General features: G+C 65.3%; 29 protein-coding genes and 1 pseudogene. 24 read left to right on the forward strand and 6 right to left on the reverse strand.

Annotated elements, in window-relative coordinates; translation table 11 throughout:
- Together LGM56_RS12325 and LGM56_RS12330 are read left to right on the forward strand one after the other, a co-directional pair.
- Window positions 1–196 (forward strand): hypothetical protein (locus tag LGM56_RS12325; protein WP_226204765.1); only part of this gene is annotated, 196 nt, incomplete at its 5' end.
- Window positions 197–426: 230 nt separating this feature from the next.
- Window positions 427–1,215, forward strand: a complete 789-nt coding sequence (locus LGM56_RS12330) for a hypothetical protein (protein WP_144023177.1) — start codon at window positions 427–429, stop codon at window positions 1,213–1,215.
- A 338-nt stretch (window positions 1,216–1,553) separates the two neighbouring features.
- Here the strand turns inward: LGM56_RS12330 and LGM56_RS12335 are convergent, their stop codons facing one another.
- A complete protein-coding gene (locus LGM56_RS12335; RefSeq protein ID WP_226204766.1) occupies window positions 1,554–2,123 on the reverse strand; it encodes a lipocalin family protein in 570 nt (189 codons plus the stop codon).
- A gap of 250 nt (window positions 2,124–2,373) precedes the next feature.
- Here LGM56_RS12335 and LGM56_RS12340 point away from each other — a divergent pair, with 250 nt between their 5' ends.
- From LGM56_RS12340 to LGM56_RS12405, 14 genes are all read left to right on the forward strand, one after another.
- The gene (locus LGM56_RS12340; protein ID WP_226204767.1) at window positions 2,374–2,985 is read left to right on the forward strand and encodes a sigma-70 family RNA polymerase sigma factor; all 612 of its coding nucleotides are present in this window, start codon (window positions 2,374–2,376) and stop codon (window positions 2,983–2,985) included.
- Window positions 2,982–3,716, forward strand: coding sequence for an anti-sigma factor domain-containing protein (locus LGM56_RS12345; RefSeq protein WP_226204769.1), 735 nt, complete (start codon window positions 2,982–2,984; stop codon window positions 3,714–3,716). Before LGM56_RS12340 ends, LGM56_RS12345 begins: the two co-directional genes overlap by 4 nt.
- A gap of 151 nt (window positions 3,717–3,867) precedes the next feature.
- Window positions 3,868–4,701, forward strand: a complete 834-nt coding sequence (locus tag LGM56_RS12350; RefSeq protein WP_226204770.1) for a DUF1295 domain-containing protein — start codon at window positions 3,868–3,870, stop codon at window positions 4,699–4,701.
- Window positions 4,698–5,798 (forward strand): SAM-dependent methyltransferase, encoded by a 1,101-nt coding sequence (locus LGM56_RS12355; RefSeq protein WP_226204771.1) that lies wholly within the window; start codon window positions 4,698–4,700, stop codon window positions 5,796–5,798. The genes LGM56_RS12350 and LGM56_RS12355 overlap by 4 nt, the downstream gene beginning before the upstream one ends.
- A complete protein-coding gene (locus tag LGM56_RS12360) occupies window positions 5,795–6,415 on the forward strand; it encodes a lipocalin family protein (protein WP_226204772.1) in 621 nt (206 codons plus the stop codon). Before LGM56_RS12355 ends, LGM56_RS12360 begins: the two co-directional genes overlap by 4 nt.
- Window positions 6,416–6,525: 110 nt before the next feature.
- Window positions 6,526–7,812 (forward strand): NAD(P)/FAD-dependent oxidoreductase, encoded by a 1,287-nt coding sequence (locus LGM56_RS12365; protein WP_373452573.1) that lies wholly within the window; start codon window positions 6,526–6,528, stop codon window positions 7,810–7,812.
- Entirely contained in the window at window positions 7,809–8,663 is an 855-nt protein-coding gene (locus LGM56_RS12370; RefSeq protein ID WP_226204773.1) for a DUF1365 domain-containing protein, read from the forward strand. Before LGM56_RS12365 ends, LGM56_RS12370 begins: the two co-directional genes overlap by 4 nt.
- Window positions 8,660–9,877 (forward strand): SAM-dependent methyltransferase, encoded by a 1,218-nt coding sequence (locus tag LGM56_RS12375; RefSeq protein WP_226204774.1) that lies wholly within the window; start codon window positions 8,660–8,662, stop codon window positions 9,875–9,877. Before LGM56_RS12370 ends, LGM56_RS12375 begins: the two co-directional genes overlap by 4 nt.
- Before the next feature lies 1 nt (window position 9,878).
- Window positions 9,879–10,412 carry a chalcone isomerase family protein gene (locus LGM56_RS12380; protein ID WP_226204775.1) on the forward strand — a complete coding sequence of 178 codons (534 nt, stop codon included), beginning with the start codon at window positions 9,879–9,881 and terminating at the stop codon, window positions 10,410–10,412.
- 110 nt (window positions 10,413–10,522) lie between these two features.
- Window positions 10,523–10,681 carry a DUF2256 domain-containing protein gene (locus tag LGM56_RS12385; RefSeq protein WP_373452578.1) on the forward strand — a complete coding sequence of 53 codons (159 nt, stop codon included), beginning with the start codon at window positions 10,523–10,525 and terminating at the stop codon, window positions 10,679–10,681.
- Window positions 10,682–11,121: 440 nt separating this feature from the next.
- A complete protein-coding gene (locus tag LGM56_RS12390; protein WP_226204777.1) occupies window positions 11,122–12,069 on the forward strand; it encodes a hypothetical protein in 948 nt (315 codons plus the stop codon).
- A gap of 132 nt (window positions 12,070–12,201) precedes the next feature.
- Entirely contained in the window at window positions 12,202–12,933 is a 732-nt protein-coding gene (gene folE / locus LGM56_RS12395) for a GTP cyclohydrolase I (RefSeq protein ID WP_226204779.1), read from the forward strand.
- Window positions 12,934–13,049: 116 nt separating this feature from the next.
- The gene (locus LGM56_RS12400; RefSeq protein ID WP_226205287.1) at window positions 13,050–13,754 is read left to right on the forward strand and encodes a sigma-70 family RNA polymerase sigma factor; all 705 of its coding nucleotides are present in this window, start codon (window positions 13,050–13,052) and stop codon (window positions 13,752–13,754) included.
- Between the two features lie 226 nt (window positions 13,755–13,980).
- The gene (locus LGM56_RS12405) at window positions 13,981–14,952 is read left to right on the forward strand and encodes a MerR family transcriptional regulator (RefSeq protein WP_089498704.1); all 972 of its coding nucleotides are present in this window, start codon (window positions 13,981–13,983) and stop codon (window positions 14,950–14,952) included.
- A gap of 85 nt (window positions 14,953–15,037) precedes the next feature.
- Here LGM56_RS12405 and LGM56_RS12410 read toward each other — a convergent pair whose 3' ends face one another.
- Complete coding sequence (locus tag LGM56_RS12410; protein ID WP_226204781.1) at window positions 15,038–15,997, reverse strand: alpha/beta hydrolase; 960 nt, start codon at window positions 15,995–15,997, stop codon at window positions 15,038–15,040.
- A 412-nt stretch (window positions 15,998–16,409) separates the two neighbouring features.
- On the opposite strand from LGM56_RS12410, the gene LGM56_RS12415 reads away from it, so the two are divergent.
- The 5 genes and pseudogenes from LGM56_RS12415 to LGM56_RS12435 form a co-directional block, all read left to right on the forward strand.
- Window positions 16,410–16,970 carry a DUF2878 domain-containing protein gene (locus LGM56_RS12415; protein WP_226204783.1) on the forward strand — a complete coding sequence of 187 codons (561 nt, stop codon included), beginning with the start codon at window positions 16,410–16,412 and terminating at the stop codon, window positions 16,968–16,970.
- Window positions 16,971–17,236: 266 nt separating this feature from the next.
- A complete protein-coding gene (locus tag LGM56_RS12420; protein WP_226204785.1) occupies window positions 17,237–17,926 on the forward strand; it encodes a hypothetical protein in 690 nt (229 codons plus the stop codon).
- Window positions 17,914–18,615, forward strand: a complete 702-nt coding sequence (locus LGM56_RS12425; RefSeq protein WP_226204787.1) for a hypothetical protein — start codon at window positions 17,914–17,916, stop codon at window positions 18,613–18,615. Before LGM56_RS12420 ends, LGM56_RS12425 begins: the two co-directional genes overlap by 13 nt.
- Before the next feature lie 179 nt (window positions 18,616–18,794).
- Window positions 18,795–19,109, forward strand: coding sequence for a hypothetical protein (locus LGM56_RS12430; protein WP_046546935.1), 315 nt, complete (start codon window positions 18,795–18,797; stop codon window positions 19,107–19,109).
- A 76-nt stretch (window positions 19,110–19,185) separates the two neighbouring features.
- Window positions 19,186–19,391, forward strand: a pseudogene (locus LGM56_RS12435) (MFS transporter); the annotation flags it as partial.
- A gap of 74 nt (window positions 19,392–19,465) precedes the next feature.
- Here the strand turns inward: LGM56_RS12435 and LGM56_RS12440 are convergent.
- From LGM56_RS12440 to LGM56_RS12450, 3 genes are all read right to left on the reverse strand, one after another.
- Window positions 19,466–19,909, reverse strand: coding sequence for a hypothetical protein (locus LGM56_RS12440; protein ID WP_226204788.1), 444 nt, complete (start codon window positions 19,907–19,909; stop codon window positions 19,466–19,468).
- A gap of 181 nt (window positions 19,910–20,090) precedes the next feature.
- Window positions 20,091–21,383 (reverse strand): NRAMP family divalent metal transporter, encoded by a 1,293-nt coding sequence (locus LGM56_RS12445; RefSeq protein ID WP_226204790.1) that lies wholly within the window; start codon window positions 21,381–21,383, stop codon window positions 20,091–20,093.
- Between the two features lie 103 nt (window positions 21,384–21,486).
- Entirely contained in the window at window positions 21,487–21,870 is a 384-nt protein-coding gene (locus LGM56_RS12450) for a hypothetical protein (RefSeq protein WP_089429691.1), read from the reverse strand.
- 255 nt (window positions 21,871–22,125) lie between these two features.
- Between LGM56_RS12450 and LGM56_RS12455 the strand changes: the two genes are divergently transcribed.
- The 3 genes from LGM56_RS12455 to LGM56_RS12465 all read left to right on the forward strand — a co-directional run bounded on the left by LGM56_RS12455 (window position 22,126) and on the right by LGM56_RS12465 (window position 23,760).
- Window positions 22,126–22,566 (forward strand): Hsp20/alpha crystallin family protein, encoded by a 441-nt coding sequence (locus LGM56_RS12455; RefSeq protein ID WP_226204792.1) that lies wholly within the window; start codon window positions 22,126–22,128, stop codon window positions 22,564–22,566.
- 15 nt (window positions 22,567–22,581) lie between these two features.
- Window positions 22,582–22,989, forward strand: a complete 408-nt coding sequence (locus tag LGM56_RS12460) for an Hsp20/alpha crystallin family protein (protein WP_089498711.1) — start codon at window positions 22,582–22,584, stop codon at window positions 22,987–22,989.
- A gap of 207 nt (window positions 22,990–23,196) precedes the next feature.
- Window positions 23,197–23,760, forward strand: coding sequence for an Hsp20/alpha crystallin family protein (locus LGM56_RS12465; protein WP_226204793.1), 564 nt, complete (start codon window positions 23,197–23,199; stop codon window positions 23,758–23,760).
- A 162-nt stretch (window positions 23,761–23,922) separates the two neighbouring features.
- On the opposite strand, the gene LGM56_RS12470 is transcribed toward LGM56_RS12465, so the two are convergent.
- Window positions 23,923–24,177: a hypothetical protein gene (locus LGM56_RS12470; protein WP_226204794.1), complete on the reverse strand. Its 255-nt coding sequence runs from the start codon at window positions 24,175–24,177 to the stop codon at window positions 23,923–23,925.
- Between the last annotated feature and the right edge of the window lie 69 nt (window positions 24,178–24,246).

Here is a 24,246-nt window from a genome sequence, read left to right on the forward strand (position 1 = left end):
GTTCAGGCGCCGACCTTCGACACTGCGTAATGCTCAAAACGAGGAAAAAGACGCAGCAAAAACAACCTTAAAACCGGACATTTTTAAATGGCTGGAAGGTGGACATCTGAATCCGGGTATGACATTGGTTGTAAGAGCAAAGCTCAAATGTCCGCTTCGGACGCGCGCCCCAACGCCAGTTTCCAGCCTCGTTTGAGTGCGCGAAACTTCTTCCGCCCAAAGCGCTCCGTGAAATAGCCCAGTTCGAGCAAGCCATTTGTCGCACTCGAGGTTCAGGCTTGCCTCCCTTGACGGACCCTTCATCGTCGAAATTTTTCGGCAAGGTAATGGAGGATCTTCGCGTGCAGCGCAGGCACTTCGCTAAAGTTTCAGTGAGATTCGTCCGATATCCGTTTCAGGTAAGTAGAGGGGTTGCTGAACTCAAAGATGAAACTTGATCTAGCAAGCATAGTTGCATGTCTCGCGTTGGGACTGACCGCAGGTTGCGCCACAAAAACGTCCTCGCTTGGAACCGAAGCGCAAGATCACACCGTCACCGTACTAGCAACATGTGGCGGCGGCCTTGACGAGTCCACGGCGGCCAAAGCGAAGACTGAGCTGGGCCACGGGGGCGAACTCAGCGCTGAAACGCTGTCATCCGTCCGCGCAAGTCTGATAAGCGATGGGACGTTGAAGAGTGAAGACAGGATCAAGGCGTTCGACATCTTTACCAAGTGTGCGCTGGAAGTCGACAAGCGCATCCGCGATGGGCGACCTGCCGCCTCTCCGGTGGCAGGTCTTATCGGCAGACAGTGGTATCTGCAGGAAGCACAGTACGAAGGTGCCGTTGTTGACCAGAAAAAACATCCGCCGCAGACGGTTGAACTGACAAGCAAGATCATGAAGTCGGGCGACGTCCACACGCAGCAGCGAGACATCAGCGAAGCGCTGTGGATTCGATTCCACGAGAATGGACAAGTCGAGACGAATTTCACGATGGCCCCCCACATACCTGGCGAGGACCCCGATGTACTGTTTGGTGAAGGCAGTACAGCCTCATGGACATCATCGAATGATCGCGATCTGATCACGGTGCGGAACGGTAACCTCTACCCACCAACATTTACCCCCGAACAGGCGAAATTCGAAGTCAGTGTGCACGGGGCGAAGCTCGTGCTGACGAGGGCCGAGGGTGCACCGAACGTGCTGGTCAAAGGCACGTTCATCGCAGAGTAAGGGAGGTAGTCGCCGGGAAAGAAATGGCCGCCGGCGAAACCATCCCACGTCAGATACTTTTTTGCGCGAGACGTGCCGAGCGTTGATGTTCCGCCCAGTCGCGCAATCTGCGTGTGTCGCCATTCGTTTTCTGCGCAGTCAAAGACTTCTGGCTTCCGGGCAACAAGTGTTGCGCTGCCCTCCTGCGGTGCGCTGATCGGTGCAGGGACCAGCGCGATGCAAGGCCACCTCGTAATGCGGCCGCGTCGATGCACCTGCGGCACGGCTGCGCACATACGCTGGCCTCGGCATAGCGCCAAGCCCGACGGCCCCATGCACGCATGCCGCACGCGGCCGCCCTAATGCACAGTGCGCCGCAACATCGTCGTGTCGTAACCGAGCGCCCGCACCCGTTCGACGAGCGCCGCGGCCTGTTCAGCGGAGGGCTTCGCATCGCGCGTCAGGATCCACAGGAAGCGCCCCGACGGTTCACCGACGATCGACCATGCGTAGTCGTCGGCGCGATCGAGCACCCAGTAATCGCCGAAGAAGAACGGCCCGAAGAACGACACTTTCAGCTTTGCGCCGCCGCTGTCGGCCACGATCTTCGCGCGGCCGTCGGCGCTTCGCGCGCGGCCGACCGGCCCGCCTTCGCGGCAGGTATTGCGCACGCCGACGAGACCGTCTTCCCGCTTCGCGTACTCGGCCGTCACGCCGTCGCATCCGCGCTCGAAGCGGTTTTCATACCGCGCGAACTCGTACCATCTGCCGACGTAGCGATCGAGATCGACGGATTTCGCGGGTTGCGGAACGTGTGCATTCCCGCTGGGCCCGCCGGCAAGGCCTGCACATCCCGCCAGCACCAGTGCGGCGCCCGCCACGATCACGCCCGCCGCCCACAGCGGTCGGCCAACGCTACTTCGCTTCATCGAATGACTCTCCAGACACGAAACCCGGTCATTGTGCCCTCAACCGACGGTAGCCGGCCGCATTCGCCGCACGTTGCGGCTGCCTGCATCCGCGCGGACGCGTCGCTCGTATCTGGTTGAAAATCTCACAGCGGGCGTCGCGCTGTACAACGTGCAGCGGGCGCGCCGCCGATCGTTCGATCAGAGGCATCCGGGAGTGCTATATTTCGCTCGACATTCACAGCATGGCGGTCCGCGCCATCCACTTCGCATGAGCGACACGCCAAGCGGTGCCAGCGGCTTCGATCAGTCAGCCCCTTCGCGCGATGCCGATGCGGATGTCGCGCGCCGCGAACATCTGAATCGGGTGATGCTTCAGGCAGCAACCGGCGATCAGGCGGCTTTCGCGGAGGTGTATCAGCTGACCGCGTCGCGGGTGTTCGGGACAATCGTGCGCATGCTTCACGATCACGGCGAAGCCGAGGATATCCTCCAGGAGGTCTACACCACCGCATGGCGGCGCATCGACGCGTTCGACCCGGCGCGCGGCGGCGCGATGACGTGGCTGATCACGCTGGCGCGCAACAAGACGATCGACCGCTTGCGGCAGCATCGCGACGCGCAACTCGACGACGAACAGGCGCTGGCGCTTCCCGCCGAAGATCCGACGCCCGCCGCGCTGGCGCAAGCCTCGCAGGAACGCCTGCGCCTCGAGCGCTGCCTCGCGCAACTCGATCCGCAGCAGGGCCGCGCGGTGCGCGAGGCCTTCTTCAGCGGCGCAACCTACAGTGAGCTGGCAGCGCGACTGCGTGTGCCGCTCGGAACCATGAAGAGCTGGATCCGGCGCAGCCTGATGCAGCTGAAGGTGTGCCTGGAGCAATGAATACGCCGGCCGATCACAATCCCGAATTGCGCTGCGCCGAATACGCGCTCGGCGTGCTCGACGCAGACGCGCGCCGCGAGCTGGAGCAGTCCGCCGCGCGCGACCCGGCGTTGCAAGCCACGCTCGAGCGCTGGCAGCGCCATCTCGCGCCGCTCGCGGACGACGTCACGCCCGTCGACCCGCCCGCGCGAACCTGGACGAGGATCCAGCACCAACTGGGCTTCATCCCGCCGCCGCACCCACGCAGCGCGGCGCCGTCCGCCGGATGGTGGAACAGCCTGCGACTGTGGCGCTGGGTCGGCATGGGCGCGAGCGTGGCGGCGCTCGGGCTGCTCACGGTCAACGTGATCCGGGTGGGCGAAGCGCCGCCGCGCCCCGCTGCCGAGGACAGCCACTACATGGCAGCCACGTTGGCACAAACGGATGGCGTCGCACGGTGGACCGCCACGGTCGACTTGCGGCGTGCCCGGATGGTCGTGGTGCCCGCGAACACGCCAACCGTCGCCGCGGACCGCTCGACGGAGCTCTGGCTGATTGCGCCGAATGCGAAGCCGATCTCGCTCGGCGTATTCGCGTCGAACGCACCGGCGTCGATGACGCTGCCGCCAGCGATCGTCGCGCGACTCGATGCACGCGCGGTGCTCGCCGTCTCGCTCGAGCCCCACGGCGGCTCGCCGAGCGGCCAACCCACCGGGCCGGTGCTCGCCACCGGCGCGATGCACACCACTTGACGCGCGCAACGCGCGCTCGACCCGTCAAGCGCGGCGGCGTGCCGCCCGCTGCCGTCTCGCTCGACGGGATCACGCCGCATCTCGTCGCATCCGTCTGCATCCGTTCGGTCGCCGGCTCCGTATAAGGGGATATCGCGCCCCCGGAGCCTGTATGCCCGCCGTCGTCGTTGCCCTCCTCGCCTTCGTCGGACTGATCCTGTCCTTCACCGCGGTGTGGATTACCCAATTGCATTCCCGCAACGCCGGGATGATCGATCCGGTCTGGGCCGTGACGCTCGGCGGCGTCGCCGTGTTCGTCGCCGCGCTGGCGACCGGCCCGGAATTGAATCGTGCGCTCGTCGCCGCCGGCGGCGGCATCTGGGCGCTGCGACTCGCGCGGCACCTGTGGCGGCGCAATCGCGGGCAGCCGGAGGACCCGCGTTATCGACAGTTCCGCCTGCAGTGGGGCGACGCCGCGCCGCGCAACATGTTCTGGCTGTTCCAGTTGCAGGCGCTGATCTCGATGCTGCTGTCGATCGCGTTTTTCATCCCCGCATACAGCACGGCAGCCCCGTCCCGGTTCGCGATCGCTGCGGCGGTGGCGATCTGGATCGCCGCCGTCGCCGGAGAGACGGCCTCCGACCGGCAACTCAAGCGGTTTCTCGCGGATCGCGACCACGGCGGCCAGGTTTGTCGCGCCGGCTGGTGGCGCTATTCGCGGCACCCCAACTATTTTTTCGAGTGCGTGCACTGGCTCGCCTACACGGCCCTGTCGATCGGCATGCCCTGGGGCTGGCTGACGCTGTTCCCGCCCGTGCTGATGGCATGGCTGCTGCTCAAGGTTTCCGGCTTGCCGCTGCTCGAAGCGCGTCTGGTGCAAAGCCGGCCGGGATACCGCGAGTACATGCGCACGACCAGCGCCATCGTTCCGTGGCCGCCGAGGCCGGCACCCGGCCCTTCCCCCACTCGATCCGATCCCCCTGAAGACCGGAGCACGCGATCATGACCGCTACCACCTCGCCACCGTCGCCGGCCTCGGCGGCGGCACCCCACGACACCTGGCTGATCCGCTGCTGCGAGCGCGGCTGGCTGCCGGACCGGCTGATCCGGGCCGGCATGCGCTCGCTCATGCGGCAACGCCTGCGCGCCGAACACGCGGATGACGGCGAACAGCGTGCGGCGGCGCACGACACGCTGGTGCGTGAACTGGGTGCGAGCCCGATCGCAATCGAGACGCTCGCGGCGAACACGCAGCATTACGAAGTGCCCGGCAGCTTCTTCGAGGCCCATCTCGGCCCGCGGCTCAAATATTCGTGCGGCTATTACCCGCGTGGCGACGAAACGCTGTCGCAGGCGGAGGAGGCCATGCTGGCGTTGTACGCGCAGCGCGCGAGGCTGGCGGACGGCCAGCGCATGCTCGACCTCGGATGCGGCTGGGGTTCGCTGTCGCTCTGGCTCGCCGAACGGTATCCGGCGGCGCAGATCGTCGGCCTGTCGAATTCACACGGCCAACGCCACTTCATCGAGCGATGCGCGGCGCAGCGCGGGCTGACGAATCTGCGCATCGTGACCGGCAACGTGGTGGAGTTCGACTTCGATCCCGCGGACGCCGGTTTCGACCGCGTGCTCTCGATCGAGATGTTCGAGCACATGAAGAACTACGGGCAACTGCTCGCCAAAATCGCGCGCTGGATGCACGACGACGGCAAGCTCTTCGTGCACATCTTCGCGCACAAGCTGCTCGCCTATCACTTCGCGGTGCGCGACGACACCGACTGGATGTCGCGCCATTTCTTCACGGGCGGGACGATGCCGTCGGCCGACCTGCTGCTGCGGTTCCAGGACGACGTGCGCATCGCCCGCCAATGGTGGCTCGACGGGACGCACTACGCCCGCACGGCCAATCAGTGGCTCGCGTCGCTCGATGCGGCGCGCGACCGGATCATGCCGATTTTCGAGACGGTCTACGGCACCGACGCCCGCCTCTGGTTCCAGCGCTGGCGGATGTTCTACATGGCGGTCGCCGAGCTGTTCGGCTATGCCGACGGGCAGGAATGGGGCGTCGCCCACTATCTGTTCGACAAGCGCCGGGTGCTCGCATGAGGGCCGCGATCCCGTACCGGGTTCTCCGCCGCGTCGCCGTCGCGGTCGTGACGGCGCTCGCGATCGGGGCCGCCGGGTGCTCGGGCAGCCCGCCGAACCCGAATCCGCGCGCCGCCGTTCCGTTGTCGACCGTACCCGTCGACTTGCCGCGCTACATGGGCCGCTGGTACGTGATCGCGAACATCCCGTATTTCGCGGAACGCGACTACGTCGGCAGCCGGGCCGAGTGGAACCTGCGTGACGACGGCCGGATCGACGACGCATTCGTCGGCCGCAAAGGCGGCTTCGACCAGCCCGAGAAGCACTATCGGTTCGTCGACACCGTGAAGCCCGGCAGCGGCGGTGGCGAATGGCGCGTGCGACTGTTCTGGCCGGTGTATGTCACGCAACTGACGCTCTACGTCGACCCCGACTACCGGTACACGATCCTCGGCTACCCGGGCAAGACGCTCGGCTGGATCTTCTCGCGCGTGCCGACGATGGACGAGGCCACCTATCGCTCGCTGCTCGCCCGGCTCGATGCAATGGGTTACGACACGTCGCGCTTCAGGCGGGTGCCGCAAACACCGGACCAGCTCGGCAAGCCGGGCTTCGCGTCGCCCGGCGATCGCGAATGACGGCCGCTCCTGCATCCGCCGCGCGCGGTGCGACGTATATCAGCACAAGTGATTCCCGAACCTGCACGTGTGACTGACGGAGACCCTTCGCGATGCACCCGGAACTTTCAATGTCGCGGCCCGGCCGGCGGATCGCCGTCGTCGGCGCCGGCATCGCGGGCCTGGCCAGCGCGTACTTGCTGGCCCGCCGTCACCGCGTGACGCTGTTCGAGGCCGCCGACTATCTCGGCGGTCACACGCACACGGTCGACGTCGATCTCGACGGCGCACGCCACCCCGTCGATACGGGCTTCCTCGTGTTCAACGACCGGACCTATCCGAATCTGGTCGCGCTGTTCGACGAACTGGGCGTGGCCGCCCATTCGACCGACATGTCGTTTTCGGTTTCGGTCGACGGCGGCCGGCTCGAATGGGCCGGCAGCAACCTGAACACGGTGTTCGCGCAACGCCGCAACCTGTTCTCGCCGACCTTTCTCGGGATGTTGCGCGACATCCTGCGCTTCAACGCGTCCGCGCACGATCACCTGGAATCGGCGAGCCGGCAGCGCCTTTCGGTCGGGGAACTGCTCACGGCCGGCGGTTACGGCGCATCGTTCCAGCATCACTACCTGCTGCCGATGGCGGCCGCGATCTGGTCGAGCGCGGCCAACGACATCCTGCGGTTTCCGGCGGCGACGTTCCTGCGCTTCTGCCTGAATCACGCGTTGTTGCAGGTCAACAACCGGCCGACCTGGCGCACCGTCGCGGGCGGCGCACGGCAGTACGTCGAGCGCATCGCCGCGACGCTCGACGACGTGCGCGTGAATACGCCGGTGCGCGCGATTCGGCGCGACGACGCGGGCGTGACGGTGGCGACCGATGCAGCCGGTCACGAGCGTTTCGACGCGGTCGTGCTCGCGTGCCATGCGCCGACCAGCCTGGGGCTGCTCGCGGATGCCAGCAAGGCCGAGCGCGACGTGCTCGGCGCCGTGCGCTACCAGCACAACGTCGCGGTGCTTCATACCGATACGGCGTTGCTGCCGCGCCGGCGGCGCGTGTGGTCGGCGTGGAACTACCTGGGCGCCCGGCCGAGACGCACGGGCGGCGAGTCGCCCGTGTGCGTGAGCTACCTGCTCAACCAGTTGCAGCCGCTGCCGTTCCGCTCGCCGGTGGTCGTCACGTTGAATCCGGTCGACGAGCCCGCGCCCGACACCCTGCTCGGCCGCTACGATTACGCGCACCCGCTGCTCGACCTCGCGGCCGTGGATGCGCAGCATCGTCTGCCGATGCTGCAGGGGCGGCGCAATACGTGGTATGCGGGAGCGTGGACAGGCTACGGGTTCCACGAGGATGGGCTGAAATCGGCGTTGCGCGTCGCCCGCAGCTTCGGCGTCGCGCCGGCCTGGGCGCGCCCATGAACGCGCCCTTCGCCCGCGATGGCATGGCCGCCCGGCTGCTCGTCGGTACCGTGATGCACGAACGGCTGCGGCCGGTGCGCCACGCGTTCGCGTACCCGATATTCCAGGTCTGCTGCGACGTCGAGCGGCTGGACGAGATCGACGCCGGCTGGTTCGGCATCGATCGCCGGGCCCCGCTCGCGCTCGCTTCCCGCGACTACGGCCCGCGCGACGGCCGCGCGCTCGGCCCGTGGATGCGCGATGTCCTCGCGCACGCCGGCATTCCCGCCGACGGCCCGATCTGGCTGCAGACGATCCCGCGCGTCTTCGGCTACGCATTCAATCCGGTGAGCTTCTGGTACTGCTACGACCGCGCGGGCCGGCTGCGCGCGCTGTACGCCGATGTGCGCAACACGTTCGGTGCGCACCACGGCTACCTGCTCAGCGCGATGCGTCACGCGCCGATCGACGCCGACACCGTGCTGGTCTGCCGCAAGACGTTTCATGTCTCGCCGTTTTGCGACATCGTCGGGGATTACGCGTTTCGCGTGCGTCAGTGCGGCGACCATCTGAGCGTGGCGATCGACTATCGCGACGACGACGGTCTGCTGCTGCGCACGGCGATCGGCATGCGGTCCGCGCCGCTGACGGCGGCACGCGCATGGCGCGCGCTGGCCCGGCAGCCGCTGAACGCGATCAACGTCGTCATTCGCATTCATTGGCAAGCGCTGCGGCTGTGGCTCGCGCGCGTGCCGTTCCACGGCAAGACGCCCCCCGGCCGTTCCGCCGCTACCGATTCGCCATTGTCCCGTTCGCCGGGCGCGTCGCCACGCGACCGCTCGGCGATGTCCGATCACGAGGCTCGCCCATGACCTTGCTGCGCCTGCTGTCTTCCGCCTCGCAACCGGCGATGCCACTCTCGGCCCGGTTGTTCATCGCGCTGCTCCGGCAAATCCACGACGGTCACCTGACGCTCGTGACGCCCGAAGGCGCGCAGCATGTGTTCGGCGATCCGCACTGCCAGCCGGCCGCGACGCTGCAGGTCCGCGACTGGCGGGCGTGCCGTGCGATCCTGCGCGCGGGCGACATCGGATTCGCGGAAGCGTATCGCGCCGGCTGGGTCGACACGCCCGAGCTCGTCGCGCTGCTGCGCCTCGCGATCCGCAACCAGCCGGTGATCGCGAAGACGGTGACCGGCGGCCGCCTGGCACGCCTCTGGTACGCGCTGCGTCACCGGCTGAGGACGAATACGCGGGCCGGCAGCCGCCGCAACATCCACGCGCACTACGATCTCGGCAACGACTTTTACGGATTGTGGCTCGACGACACGTGGACGTATTCGAGCGCCTGCTTCGACGGCGACACGCAGCGTTCGCTCTCCGACGCGCAAACGGCGAAGTATCAGCGCATCGTCGATTCGCTCGGCCTGCGCGCCGGCATGCACGTGCTCGAGATCGGCTGCGGCTGGGGCGGGTTCGCCGCGCATGCCGCACGGCAAGGCATCCGCGTGCATGGCGTCACCGTCTCGCAGGCGCAATACGCGCTGGCCCGCGAGCGCATGGGGCGCGACGGGCTGTCCGATCGCGTCACGCTCGAATTGCGCGACTATCGCGACGTCGACGGCCAATACGACGCGATCGTGTCGATCGAGATGTTCGAGGCCGTGGGCGAAACGTTCTGGCCGGTGTACTTCGACACGCTCAGGCAACGCCTGAAGCCCGGTGCGCGCGCGCTGATTCAGTCGATCACGATCATCGAGTCGCTATTCGACGCGTATCGCACGTCGAGCGACTTCATTCGCGAGTTCATCTTTCCCGGCGGGATGCTGCCGAGCCCGGAGCGTTTCGTCGATGCCGCACGGCGGGCCGGCCTGGCCGCCGAACCGGTGTTCGCGTTCGGTGACGACTACGCGCGCACGCTGCGCACCTGGCGGGCCGCGTTCGAGGCGCGCATCGACTCGGTGCGCGCGCAACGGTTCGACGAGACGTTCATTCGCACCTGGCGCCTCTATCTCGCCTATTGCGAAGCGGGATTTGCCGAGCGGCGGACCGACGTGATGCATTTCATCGTGTCGTCGGGCGGCTGACATGAGGCGCCAGCTTGCGATGCTCGCCGCGGCCGCGGCTGCCGCGCTGGCCGCGCCGTTGTTCGCCGGCGCGAGCTGCGTCGACGACATCCCATCGGCGCGACTGATCGGATCCGGCCGGTTCTGCATCCTGGGCATCTGTCTTTACGACGCCGAGCTGTGGGCACCCCGGCCGCCGGGCGCGTTCGACACGCCGTTTGCGTTGTCGCTGGCCTACCGTCACGACGTGAAAGGCGAGCGGCTCGTCTCGACGGGCATGGACGAGATCGAGCGCCTCGCACCCGCGCCGTTGCCGGCTGCGACGCTCGATGCATGGCGCCGCGATCTCGAACGGGCGTTCACCGACGTATCGCTCGGCGACGTGCTGTGCGGCGTGTATGTGCCCGAGCGCGGCGCACGCTTCTACTCCAATGGCCGCCTCACGGCCGACGTGACCGATCCGGCGTTCGCGCGCGCCTTCTTCTCGATCTGGCTCGACCCGCGCACGCGGGCAAAATCGTTGCGTCGTCAGTTGCTGGGCGACGATGCGCGCTGATTCGACGGTGAGCGATGGCGATGGCTCCGGTGTATCGACGCGGCAACGTCGCTCGGCCGGGCAGTTCGTCAGAGATCCGTCTCGACGCGTGATTCGCCATGGTCGACAAGATGCACTTGCCTGAGAAGATCTGCGAGACCTGCGGCTTGCCTTTCAGCTGGAGAAAGAAATGGAAAGCCGCTTGGGACGAAGTCCGATATTGCTCGGAGCGTTGCCGTCGGAACCGGCGGCCGCGTACCCGCATCAAGGCAAACGCTGCACGTCGTTGACTCCGCGTTGATGAGCCGGTCGCGAGCAGCGCGCGGGCCCGGATAGCGCTTCGATTGGGCCGCGACTGAATGTTTGCCCCTGTTTCGGGCACCGGGGATCGATCGGCACCGGTGCGCGCAGGCGTACTCGTGAGAACGGACCTCCCCCTCCCCTCGGCCGTCTGGATTGCCGCATGCCCGGTTGCCTCCAGACGGTTCACTCCGCGCTGCCTCAGTTGCACCACGCTTGCGTGAACGCGCGGTCATGTTCGTTGGCGCGAGCGGCCGCGGGCCGGATCCCGCCGCATCGACTCGCAAATGTGCGACACGCTCGATTCATGCATCGAAATCGCATGCCTTCCGGCGTACTTCCTGGCCCATCTTGACCCATCTTGGTCAGTATCCCATTGACCCCGAAAGTCGTTTCGCATGCACCAAAGACACGCAATACGCTTATAAAAATGAGCATTCACGGGCTGAAAACGCAATCTCCCGATACCGAATCGGTAGTTGACGCACAAACTTCCGGTACAAATTATTTCATGAATCACTTTTCCGCTTCACTTTCCGGAAAATTTGCATACAATCCAGCTGTGACGCATGAATCGACCGACGGAGGCCCCGTGCCAACACGCAATCACGACATCAAGCCGCGCCGGTTTCCGGCGTGTCCGGCTTCATTGATGGCGCGCGTGTCCGTCGCCCCGGCACGCAGCCCGTCACACCACGCCGGTGCGGCACCCGACCGGCCGATTGCATCGCGCTTGCGGGTCGCCGCGCAACAGCGCGGCCAACGCTGCCGGCGCCGCTCGCCACAGGTGACCGACCGGTGCGCAGGCGCCAGCCCGAACGGCGCACTGCCCGAACGGCGATCGAACGCCGCCACGGCTCGTGCATGTCCGACGCTGCTCGTCACCGGCGGCCTGACTGCCTCCGACGAAACGATCGAGCGAGTCGGCCTGCACGTCAGCGAGCGCGTCGAATCGGTGTCGCGGGCGCTACGACAGCCCGGCCAGGCCGTCGACGCGCTGATCGCCGAGGTTTCGTCGTTGCAGATGAATCTGGCGATTCAATTCGTGTCGCTGGCGCAGGCGCGCCGTGTCCGCGCGGCCGCGATCATCTATGAGTACGGCAGCGTGCAGGCCCTCGCGTTGATCCGCCTTGCTGGGTTCCACCTGTTTCACTCGGTCGGCGGCCGCATCGACCACACATTCGTCCTGGCCACGTTGCAACAATCCGCCGCCGTCATGCTCGCAGCCAAGCCGACGGCGAATGACCCCATGGTGCGGTTCCGGCGGGACGTTGGCGGCTGGGCCCCGGCAACGCCAGTGGGTCCGTCGTGCGGGATCAGGGCCGGATCTCCGGTGACATTGCCGAGCCGCCATGCACGCCCGCGCGCGCGCCGGTGAGCGCACCCGGTCGGCGCGTCGTCGAAATAGCGGCGGCGTTCGCCCGATTTTTACGCAACGAATACAGGCAAATCATCGCATCGCCTCAGTCGCGATCCATCGCATCCCCCTAACCTCGAGAAACGAACCGAAATGGGCAATCTGATCGACGCTCCCGAGCACACCTTGACTGCGATCGACGAGGGCATTCCTCTGTCGCACATCATCCGTCGTCGGCTCGAGAACGCGGGCGCGCGCTTCCATGCAAACGACAACATCGCCGCGCACCTACACGACGGCGAGCTGGATGCTCTGCAGAACGAAGTGGCGCAGGGAATGGAAGCGGTGCTGCGCTCGCTCGTGATCGATGTCGACAACGACCACAACACGCGGGAAACCGCGCGGCGCGTCGCGAAGATGTTCATCCGCGAAGTGTTCGCGGGCCGCTACGACACGGCGCCGTCCGTCACCGAATTCCCGAACGTCGAGCGGCTGGACGAGCTGCTGATCGTCGGGCCGCTGCGCGTGCGCAGTGCCTGCTCGCATCATCTTTGCCCGATCATGGGCCGCATCTGGATCGGCGTGCTGCCGAGCGCCGCGTCGAATCTGATCGGCCTGTCGAAGTACGGCAGGCTGGTGAACTGGGTCATGACGCGCCCGCAGATCCAGGAAGAAGCGGTCAAGCAGATCGCCGACCTCCTCGAATCGCGCATCTCGCCCGACGGGCTTGCCGTCGTACTCGAGGCCGAGCACTTCTGCATGCATTGGCGCGGCACCAAGGACGATCAGGCAAAAATGACCAACAGCGTGATGCGCGGGAAATTTCTCGCGGACGCATCGCTTCGCCGAGAGTTTCTCGCCTTGTTGTCCGGAAAGCATGCGTAAAGCGCGCGACAGGCATTCGCGACGAATGCGCCGGCACCGTGCCCGGCCATGAGCCGCGCCCGCTCGTCACGGCGGGCGCGCAACAGCAGGAAGCGCAAAGCCATACGGAGTTCCCGATGAACTGCTCGCACGACTCGCTCCGCCCGTCTTCCGGCCAGGGTCGATCGACGAAGCCGCATTCAGGCAGGCAGCCACGCCGGGGCGCGTCCCGCGGGAGGTCGCGCCCGGGCGGCAGAGCCGAATTCACCGCCGATGCGGTCGTTCAGCCCGACGAAGCATCCGACGCGCAGGCGGAGCTCAACCAATTGCTGTCGCGCGTCGCCGCCGGCGACGAACACGCGTTCGCGCAGCTGTATCGATTGACGGCGGCGCGGCTGTACGGCGCGATCGTCCGGATGATCCGCGACCGCCACGAAGCGGAAGACCTGCTTCAGGACGTGTTCACGACGGCGTGGCGTCGCGCCGATTCATTCGACGCCGGACGCGGCACGGCGATGACATGGCTGATGACGCTCGCACGCAATCGGACCATCGACCGGATCCGGCAGCACCGCGAGCTTCCGCTCGACGACGAACTGGCACTGTCGATCCCCGACGAAAACCCGACGCCCGATCTCGGCGCGCAGGCGAGCCAGGAGCGCCTGCGTCTGGAGCGCGGGCTCGCGCATCTGGGCGAGCGGCAGGCGTATGTGCTGCGGGAAGCGTTTCATGGCGGCGCGTCGTACGCGGAGCTGGCTGAACGCATGCAGGTGCCGCTCGGCACGATGAAGAGCTGGATTCGCCGCGGCCTGATGCGACTCAAGGTGTATCTCGAGCCATGAGCGCGCGAATCGCTTCGCGGTTCGAGGACACTCGAAACACCTCCGCGCGTCCTGACCCGCCTCGCGACGCCGAGCGGTGCCGCTCCGAGGCAGGCTAGCCGGCTCGCGCTTCACGAACCACCTTTCCGGACGAAAACCCGCCTATTGAATCACTTTCCTGCTTCGTATTTCGCGCAAACTGCGTACAATCCCGAGACAACAGCAGGTCGACTTCAGGAGAGCCACGATGCCCCCTCGCAAGGATCGCGATACGCCCCATCGCTATCGCAGCGGCGAGGCCGCGCGCCTCGCGCGCATGCCGGCAGCCACGCTGCGAATCTGGGAAAGGCGCTATGGCGTGATTGCGCCGCCCAAAACGCCGTCCGGACAACGAATGTACTCGGACGACGACGTCCAGCGGATTCGATTGCTGAAGACGCTCGTCAATCAGGGCCACGCGATCGGCTCGATTGCCAGCCTGAGCCACGAGGAACTCGAAGCGCTGTCGTTGACGAATACGCGTGACGCGGCGTTTCACGAGGCAAGCGTGAGCCTCGCGGTCGTCGGCGCGCTGTCGATTCCGGAATCCGCGATCGAGCGAATGGGAATCCGGATCGCCGCGCGAATCGACTCGCTCGACGGCGCGAGCGCGCATGCGGGGACGCCGGTCGACGCCCTCATCGCGACGACCACGTCGCTCCATGAGGATGTCGTTTCGCAGCTCGCTGCCGTGGCGCAACAGCTCAACGCGCATGCCGTGGCCGTCGTGTACGCGTTCGGCACGGCAGAGGCGGTCGAGCTGGCACGTCTGTCGGGGTTCGAGCTGTTCCGGTCGACGGAAGGCCAGACCAACCCGATCGCCATCATGTCGAAACTGGCGCAAGCCGTGGTCAAGTCGCGCCAAGCGAATGACGCGGATCGCGGGCTCTGGCTGCGCACGCGGCGACGCTTCGACGATGCGACGCTCGCGTCGCTCAGCGGCCTGTCCACCACCGTCAAGTGCGAGTGTCCGCGGCATCTGTCCGAATTGATCATGCAGCTCGGCGCGTTCGAGCGATACAGCGACGAATGCGTGTCGCGATCGCCGGCCGATGCGCTGCTGCATCGCCACCTTGGAGACGCCGCGAATCGGGCCGCCGAATTGCTCGAGACGGCGCTGGCCGTCATTCTTCGCGAAGAGGGATTGGGCGGAACGACGCCGGAGCTGAAGGCGCTTTAGCGCGGCACGCGCCGCCGGCCGTTCCGGCCTGCCCACGACGACAGGCGGCGATGCGCTTTCGCGTGCAATAAGGGGCTTGCCTCCATCACCGAGCCGAAACCGAGGAGCGAGCCACTGCGGCAGGCGCTGCCGGCGGCGTGCTCGTGGTGCCGGCATTCGACGCATTCGCGATGCGATCCACGAACACGGAGAGATCGTCGAGGACTGGCGCCACCCCTCGCAACGGCGCGCCCAGCACACCGACGATCGACGCATGGCTCACGTTCCTGTAACGCATGACCACGACGGTATCGCCCCTGTCTTGCAGCGCGCGCGCGAAGCGGGTCGTGTTGCCGGGCTCGACCACCGTGTCGTTCTCCGCGACGGCCAGCCACATCGGCGGCTCCGTACCCTCGATGAATCGAATGGGCTGGCTCGCGGCGCGCGCTTCCTGCGGGAAGATCCTTTCAAGCGTCGCGTCACGCAGCGGCAGGAAATCGTAAGCGCCGGCCAGGCCGATCACGCCGGCGATATCGCTCTTGCGCATCGCCTGGGCCGCCAGATAGCGGCCGTCGGTCGCAAGCAACGCGGCAATCTGCGCACCCGCGGAGTGCCCCATCAGAAACAGTCGACGCGGATCGCCGCCGAACGCGACTGCGTGCTCGCGTGCCCACGCCACCGCCTGCGCCGCATCGTCGACGAAACCGGGAAAGGTGGTGGCCGGATACGTCCTGTAGTCGGGTAAGACGGCAACAAAGCCCCTCGACGCGAGCGCCTCGCCCACGAACAGATAGTCGTTGCGCTCGCCCGACTGCCAGCTTCCGCCGTAAAAGAACACGACCACCGGGGCGCCCGCACTCGCATCGGCCGGCCAGTGATGCAAGACGCGCGTGGGCAAGTAGACGTCGAGCACATGGCGTTCGCCGGATCCGTACGGGATACCGGCGAACAGGCTGAACGTGTAGCTCGGCGTCAGCGCATTCAGGAGCCGCACCGGGCTGCACGCGGCGAGGAGACCGGCCGCGAGCAGCACCGACAGGACGGCAAGTCCGGCTTTCATGTTCATGAAGATCCCCATCCCCGACGATTCCGGCCGCATCCGCCGCCTTGTATGTCGTTTACGGAGCTTGCGCACAAGCGGATGCATTCATTGCACGGCAGCCGCCCCCCTTAACGACATCCCGATCTTCCCTGCGCAAGTGCATCCGTCCGCAATGGAGAGCCGTATGTGGAATGGATAAGTGAATCAACGCGGAATGCCGACAATCGCTCCCTGCGTAGCAATCGTGCGGTGGTGGATCCGCGCGTCGACGATAGTGAGAGCCGTCTGCCATGAACGTTCTACCTGCCGCTTTCCCCAAGATGCAACGTCGACCGGGCGGCATGGCGACCATGCCGTTGCCGATCCCGCGCGAGCGATCATGAGAAGCACTCCCAAGCAACTGACGCCCAGCACGCGGAAGTCTGATGCCGCTCGCATGTACGTCTATCTCGCGACGACCCAAACAGGATGGCTGGTCTGCGTGATGACGGCCGCAGCGCATCACGCCGCGTGGGGCGTTATCTATGCGCTGATCGCGACAGCCGGCCATCTTCTCTTCGCGCGCCGACCCGCATCCGAGGCGCGGATCGTGATCACGGTCACGGTGTCCGGATGGTTATGGGACAGCGCCGTTGCCCATTCCGGCCTGCTCGTGTACCCGAACGGCGTTTTTCTCAAAGGGACAGCGCCGTACTGGCTCGCGGGGCTGTGGGCGCTGTTCGCGATTCAACTCAATACCGTGCTGCACTGGCTTCGAGCGCGACCGCTCATCTCGGCGCTCGTCGGCGCATTCGCAGGCCCGGCGTCCTTTCGCGCCGGTGCGGCACTGGGAGCCGTTCATTTCAAGGATCCGGCTGCAGCGCTCGTCGTTGTCGCAACCGGCTGGGCGTTCATCTTGCCGGCCGCGCTGGCGATTGCAAGCCATTGGGATGGCGTAACGAACCATCCTCCTGCGCCAATCGGCGCAGACGACATGAACGACGCCCGCGCCGGATAGCGCCGGGAGCCTGGCAAGCCGGCTTAATCTCCGATCATGCGAAGCACGCGCATGGTTCGCAGTGACGATGCCAAAAGCGAGTCGTCGAACAAGTGCTTTAGTGAATTCGGATGGGGAAAATTCTCGTATTACCTTCTCCATCACTGCAAACCCGCCCCTGCATCCGCCCTCGCTCCTCCGCCGTATCTGCGTATGTCATCCAGCCAAGGTGCTTGGTGTCCCACCTCGGGAAATGGCGTCGCGATGGCATCCGGAGGAGACAACTCATGAAGCTTTTCATCGGTATCGTCGTTGCCGCAGCGGCACCGTTCGCGCTCAGCGCTTGCGGAGGCGGAGATGACATTGCTCCCGTGGCCGCGCAACATCCGGAGAATCTGGCCATCTGGACCGCGCTCGGCGGTGATTCGGCGGCCCCCGGCGTGGTGGCCGGCGTGGTCAATGCAGCGGTCGCGGGCCTGTTGGCGGACCCGGTCGAAGCGCCCTATTTCGCGGCGGTAACCGGTAATGCCAACCACAGCAGTGCCGCCCATGACACCCCTGCGCGGCTTGAAGCCTGTCTCACGCTGCAGTTTGAATCGCTCCTCGGCGGTCCGTACACCTACCCAGGCCCCGTCAAGGTGGCCGGAGACATCGACGCCCAACCGGAGATGTGCCAAGACATGACGACGGCCCATAACGACGTTGGCGTTCCAGGCTGCGTGTTCGATCAGTTCATGGTGGATCTCGTCGCGACGCTGCAAAGCAAGCTCCCGGCCGCGGACTTTGCCGCACTGACGTCGACGACAAATGGAACGTACACGCTCACCGAGAAAAACTCGGCCGGCATCCCGGTCGGCACAAAATTCCAGTTCAGTGCGGTACCCACCCTCTTCAACCTGCGTAATACCATCATCAGCGCCACACCCGGCGGCCCGGTGTATCTTCCCCCGACGGTTGCAACATCATGTACGGGCTGACGGCGGTGCGAAGGACCCACGTGATCGCGTGGGTCGTTGCGGCACTCTCCGTGAGTGTTGCCGGGATCGGCGGGTTGCACACGACACAAGGGCGACGGCTCCTCACCGAGCTGGGCGTGAAGTGTCCAGTGGATTCCGTCGATTCCCGAACGGTGCTGTCGATTCGCAACAATGCGATTTTGCAGGAGAAAGGGGTATCGGCGGCCGCCCACCGTCCTGCGTTCGGCCTGCAGCTCGATCGCAGTACTGAAGCGGAAGTGCTGGAAAGAATGTCGCGATACAACGCGCAGTGCGTCGCATTGTCCCGAGGCTTGCGCTACCTGCGCTGTCGAGGCGTGCCTGCCGAATCGCTCGGCTCGAATGGCCCGCCCGTGAGCGAAATATGGTTCAGTTTCGCGCCGGATCGCACGTTGATGGCCATCAATGTGTACCGTCGTGACATGTCCGTAGATGAAACGCGACGGAGCTGGCAGATCGCCGTGCGGAATCTGCACGATGTGCTCGGCGCACCCACATCCGTGTCGGGAGATACGACGCTGGAATCGCTGATAGGCAAACCCGTGGCGGTTGCACGAGTGAGCTACGCCTATTCGGATTACGTAGCGACGGTCACCGCATCCCACCTGCCATACGGAGGGCTGGCAGTCCGCGAACAGTACATGTCTACCGTGGTCAGGCAAGAGGGATAACCCGGGCTCGTGAACGGGAGGCTCGATGTCACGCAGGTACAACGAGAAAAGGATCAAGATCTCGCGTGGGGCACTCGCCTCGGGCTGACGACACAAACCAGCCCAGGAATTCCGCCGCGCGACGCTCGGTGCATCCTTGCGCGGCGTTAGAATAGCGCCCCTTCTCACAGGAGACGAAAATGTCCTGGTTCGTTTACGAAGTGCCCGAATACCACGAAGACGCTGCGCGCATCGAGCCCTTCAGTGACCTGCGTAGCCGTGTGCTGCAAATCAGTGGCCCGGCCATGGCTGACGAACTGGAAAGCGTTCGCGAGAACGCCGCGGCGACGGTCGACAGCCCCGAGCGCCCGCTGCGCACGCCGGAAAATCCGCATGTCTTTCCGATCCCTTACGCCGACTCCATGATCCTGGTCGGGTTCATCTTCGATCTGAAACGCGAGTTCCGGCAACTGGTCGTGTCACCCGTGGAAATGCCCTGGTTGAAAGACGCATAAAGGGCGAGCAGGCCTGGTCGGTCCACCGCCGATCACCTCGATCGCATGGCCGCTGGCCGCTGTTTTCCGACTTGCCGCTGCGATCGGCATCCGGGGCGCCGTTATCCCCACGGTATTGCGTTTCATCCAGGGCGTTGGCGTGGGCGGCGAATGGGGCGGCTCGGCCCCGATGTCGATGGGATGGGCGGCACCCATGCGTATCGCGGTTTCGTCGCGTCGTGGCCGCAGTCCGGCTGGCCGGCGGGCTTGTTTCTCGCCAACCTTGCCGTGCCGGCCATGAGCCGGTCTGACATTGAAAAAGCCGCCGGACGGCGCGATCGCCGCTATCGCGCGGCGGCTCGTCCGGCGTCACCGGATTATCGTTCGCTGACCTTCACGCGCGGCAGCCATTCGGCCTCGGCGCCCTGCGTGCCTTTCAGATGAGCAGGCGTCGCGTCCTGCGTGTGCGCGTCGAAGCGGCGTGCCGCCTCGGTGTCGAGATGCCGGCCATCGAACGTCGACTGGCGACGAGTAATCATGTTGATGCGAAGGCGTTTTGCCGCCATGGTCGGTATTCCTTGAGAAAAACGGTACTTCGCCGACTGGCGAAATGCCATAGATTTACGCGAGAAAGATGTCGCTGCGATGACGCGGCGCGCGAGGCGAATCCGCCGCCATCGCATGGCTTGCCGCCTGCACCGCAGCGGCCGGCGCCCGGGGCGCCCGCTCCATCGCCTCAAGGTAGCGATGGACGCAAGCCACTCGTGATGGACAAGCAGCAGCGCGTCGAGTTCAGTTTGCTCGGCGGTCGCCAAGGTCACGCGTCACCGCTCTGCGCCCCTTCGTCCATTTGACGCTCCAGGTGAAGACCGGTGCCGAATGAATCGGCTATGTCGAATACCGAAACCAACCGGCACCCGCCACGCATCGGGGGCCGCCATGCGGGAATAGGACGCCGAGCCAATCGATCTTTTTGGCGACTCCGGGGCCGCCTGCCGGACTTCATCCCGGCACAAAAATCCCCACGGCTGCAATTGCCATTGCAAGTGTTGCAAGCCACCCTCCCCACGCAAGCGGTCCCGCAATGGCGAACTCACCCATGACCCGCTTGCTCCGAGCCATCAGCATCATGATGACCATGATGGGAGCCGCCGTTACCCCGTTGATCACCGCGCTCCAATACAACGCCCGGATCGGATCGAAATGCATGAACGTGATCGCAACGCCACCCACGGTTGCCAATGCGATGACCGCATAGAATTCTCGCGCGAGCGTCAACTTCAGGGCGAGGCTGTTGCGCCAGCGGAATGTGCCGGCCGCCGCGTATGCGGTCGATCCGGCGAGCACCGGCAGCGCCAGCAGGCCGGTGCCGACGATCCCGAGCGCGAACAGCATATAAGCGAAGCGACCCGCGATCGGCGCAAGGGCCCGCGCGGCGTCAGCCGACGTCTTGACCTCGATGTGGTGCGCATGCAGCGTCGCCGCCGCGGTGAGCACGATGAAGAAGGCAATGACATTCGATACGCCCATCCCCAGCCAGGTATCGAAACTGATTCGGCGCAGTTGCGCCGGGGCCTGGCGGGGAACGCGGCGAAGCGGCCCCTCGCGCGGCGCGGATTGCAGTTCCTCGACTTCCTGCGAGGCCTGCCAGAAGAACAGGTACGGGCTGATGGTCGTGCCGAGGACAGCGACGACCGTCGTGAGGTAGTCCGATTGCAGCACGATATGCGGCCATACGATCGCACGGCCCACCTCGGTCCACTGGATCGGGACGATCAACGCCACCGCCACATAAGCGAGCAGGATCAGCGCCGTCCACTTGAGAAGGCGTGCGTACCGTTCATAGGGAACGAACACCTGAAGCACGACCGACAGGCCACCCAGCCCAACCACATAGAGCTGGTGCGGCCCGGGGAGCAGCAAGCCGGCCGCGGCGCCCATCGCCGACAGGTCGGCGGCGATGTTGATGACGTTGGCGATCATCAGCAGCACGACCGCGCTGTAGAGCAGCCACATCGGGTAGTGAGCCCGCATGTTCGACGCCAGCCCCTTGCCGGTCACGCGCCCGATCCGCGCGCTCACCAGTTGGATGGCCGTCATGAGCGGGTAGGTCAGGAGGAGAGTCCACAGCAATTCGAATCCGAACTGGGCGCCGGCTTGCGAATACGTACCAATGCCCGACGGATCGTCGTCGGCCGCGCCGGTAATCAAGCCGGGACCAAGCCGACGTACCCAGTTCGGGCCGGTGGGCTTATGCGCGGCTTTATCGAATTCGAGCGGTTCAGGGTCGTTCATGATGGCGGCCTCCCGATACGGCCTCAGCAATTCACGTACCCGTCCCATGCGCTCGCCATCCGATACGTGCTGTGGGTGCACCGCCCCATGCCGCCCCGGCCGATCATTGGATCGGCGACGTCGTACCCAGCTTCTCCGACAGCATCCGCTCATACACGCCGAAGTGCAGATCGACCTCCTTTTGCGTGACGGGCGTGACCGTGATGTTGATCTGGTCGGGCAACAGGCCCAGCACCACCGCCACGGCCGCTTCGAGTTGCGGCGCACAAAACTTGTCCTCCGCCATCGTGGTGCCAACGACGACGTCGTAAGTCTTTTCCTGCCGGCAGACGACCTCGACGAGCCGCGCCCGCGCGCTCATGTTGTTGTCGATCGCAAGCCGGACGACCTCCGCCACGGTGCGCATCGACTCGGTCGGAAACCCCCTCGTCGAACGCAGCCGAATACGGTGTCTGCCGAGCGTGATCCAGTCCGTGTCGAATTCCATGGCGTCCTCCGCAACGCAGTACCGATTCGCCGCGATGATAGGGTCCAGCGCGACAATTTCAAGGGCAAAAAATGGCGGTTTCCCCCTTGAAATTCTCCGCAGACTTCCTATCTTAAGTTTCGCTCAGGCAGACGCGCGGGTCGCTTCATTCCGCGCGCTGCGTGTTTCGATTTGTTTGCCACGCAGTCCGGCAGGCGAACTGGAGCGCGTAGGCCCGTTCGCCTCCATGCTGCGACAAGCCAGGAGGATAAGATCATGAGCGATCTCTATTTCGGAACCGACCTCTTCAGCGAGTTCGACCGCCTGCAGCAACAGATGGCGCAACGCTTCGGCGGTTTCCCGTCCAGCATTCGCGCGAGCCGTTTCGGCACGTTCCCTCAGATCAATATCGGCGCGACAGACGATTCGATCGAGATCGTCGCGTTCGCGCCCGGCGTCGACCCCGCCGCGCTCGATGTGTCGATCGACAAGGGGCTGCTGACCATCGGCGGCGAACGCAAACCGGCACAACGCGACACCGGGGGTGAGCGGCGCACCTATGCGCAAGAGCGCTTTGCCGGAACGTTCCGGCGGGTCATCGAGTTGCCCGAGGCCGCCGATCCCGACAAGGTCCAGGCGCACTACGAAAACGGATGTCTATCGATCAGCATTGGCAAGCGCGAATCGTCCCGGCCGCGCGCCATCGCTATCCAGTAAGAGAAGGAGCCGATCATGAAAGACACTACTCAACTGGCGGAACGCGACGCGTCCGGCGTTGCGCGTCGCGATACCGAACAGGCCGTGCGCCGGATGACACTCGTGCCGGCCGTCGACGTCTACGAGGACAGTCAAGGCGTCACGCTGTGGGCCGATTTGCCCGGCGTGACGAAGGACAAGCTGGACGTGAAGGTTCACGACAGCAGCCTCCTGATCGAGGCCGAGGCCGTGGTACCGACGCCGGCCAATCTGCGGCTCCAGCATGCCGAGGTTCGGGAGCCGCATTTCGCCCGCACGTTTACGCTGTCGTCGGATCTCGACGCGTCCCGGATCGAGGCGAGCCTTCAGGACGGGGTGCTGAAGCTGACCATCCCGCGCCGCGACGAAGCACGTCCACGACGCATCGAAATCAAGACCCGCTGAAGCGTCACGAGCCAAGGCGCAGCGTGCGCCCCTGCGTCGACGCAGAGCACGATCAGCGACGCTTCGCTGCCTGAGTTGACGCGGGCGTATGGGTGAGGACACGCGCTCCGGATTCGCAGATCCCCGTGACACGAATCACGGCGCGCGTGTCCGCACCGGACGGCCAGGCCAGGCTCAAAACAGACTGGAGATCAACCGGAGGACGCCATGAATGCCGATCCGAAAAAGTGGAACCCGTTCAGGTTCCTTCGCGGGGCCACCCGCAAGTCCGATCCGGAAGGCCCGGACAATCCGCCGACAGGCGAGCCGGGGCGTGCGTCGTGGCCCGACATTTCGCGACTGTTTTCACGAGAGCCATGGCGCGCCATGGAGGAATTCCTTCATGACCCGTTCGCCGGCCACGGCGCGCTCGAACGGTGGTTTGGCGACTTCAGCTCGTCGCGCTTCCAGCCGCGCATCGACGTCGTCGATGAAGGCCCGGTGCTGCGCGTGACCGCCGAACTACCCGGAATGGAGCGCGAGGATCTGAAGGTGAGCGTCGAGGATGGGGCGATCGTGCTACGCGGAGAGAAAAGGCAAGACGTGCGCAGTGAAGAAAACGGTTGCTACCGGCTGGAGCGCGCCCATGGAAGCTTCGTGCGCACGATCCCGATGCCGGACAATGCCGACCCTGAGCACACCTTGGCAAAGTTCGACAATGGCGTCCTTACGTTGACCGTACCGAAATCGGAGCCGGCCAGGCCCACCAGTCGCACGATCGATATCGGCTGACGTAGTCCAGACCGAGCACCCCGGCGGGGATTCTTTGTGGCGAACCGGCGAGCGAGCGGCGATTGCCTGGCATCCACTCGGCCAAATCGGGATCAGAAGGAGAACTGATGGATGCCAGCGCGCGTCATGCGCCGCGTGCCGACTGGAACCGGCGAGGCCGATTCAGTCTTCATCCATCAGATAGCGAATCACGAGTGCCGGATCGGCGATATCGAGGATCAGTCGGCGCAGAATCCGTCGGCGCATGTGGTCCGCGTCGAGGCTCCAGGGCGCCCCCTTCTCGTTGAGATAACGGGTGATGGCGTCCCGGTGATCGGCGTTTGCCGGCAAATCGAGCCGAACAGCCAGCAGTCCCGCCACGACGTCGTCAAGCTCGATGTCGAGCGGTTTCGAGTCAATGCAAAGGTCGAGTTTCATGTCGATCATCGGCAAAAAGGGGCGCCGCATGAAGTGAGGCAGCCTGCGGCGCCAAACGACTCGCACCGG

It is taken from the genome of Burkholderia sp. AU38729 (assembly GCF_020419725.1).
GTDB lineage: Bacteria > Pseudomonadota > Gammaproteobacteria > Burkholderiales > Burkholderiaceae > Burkholderia.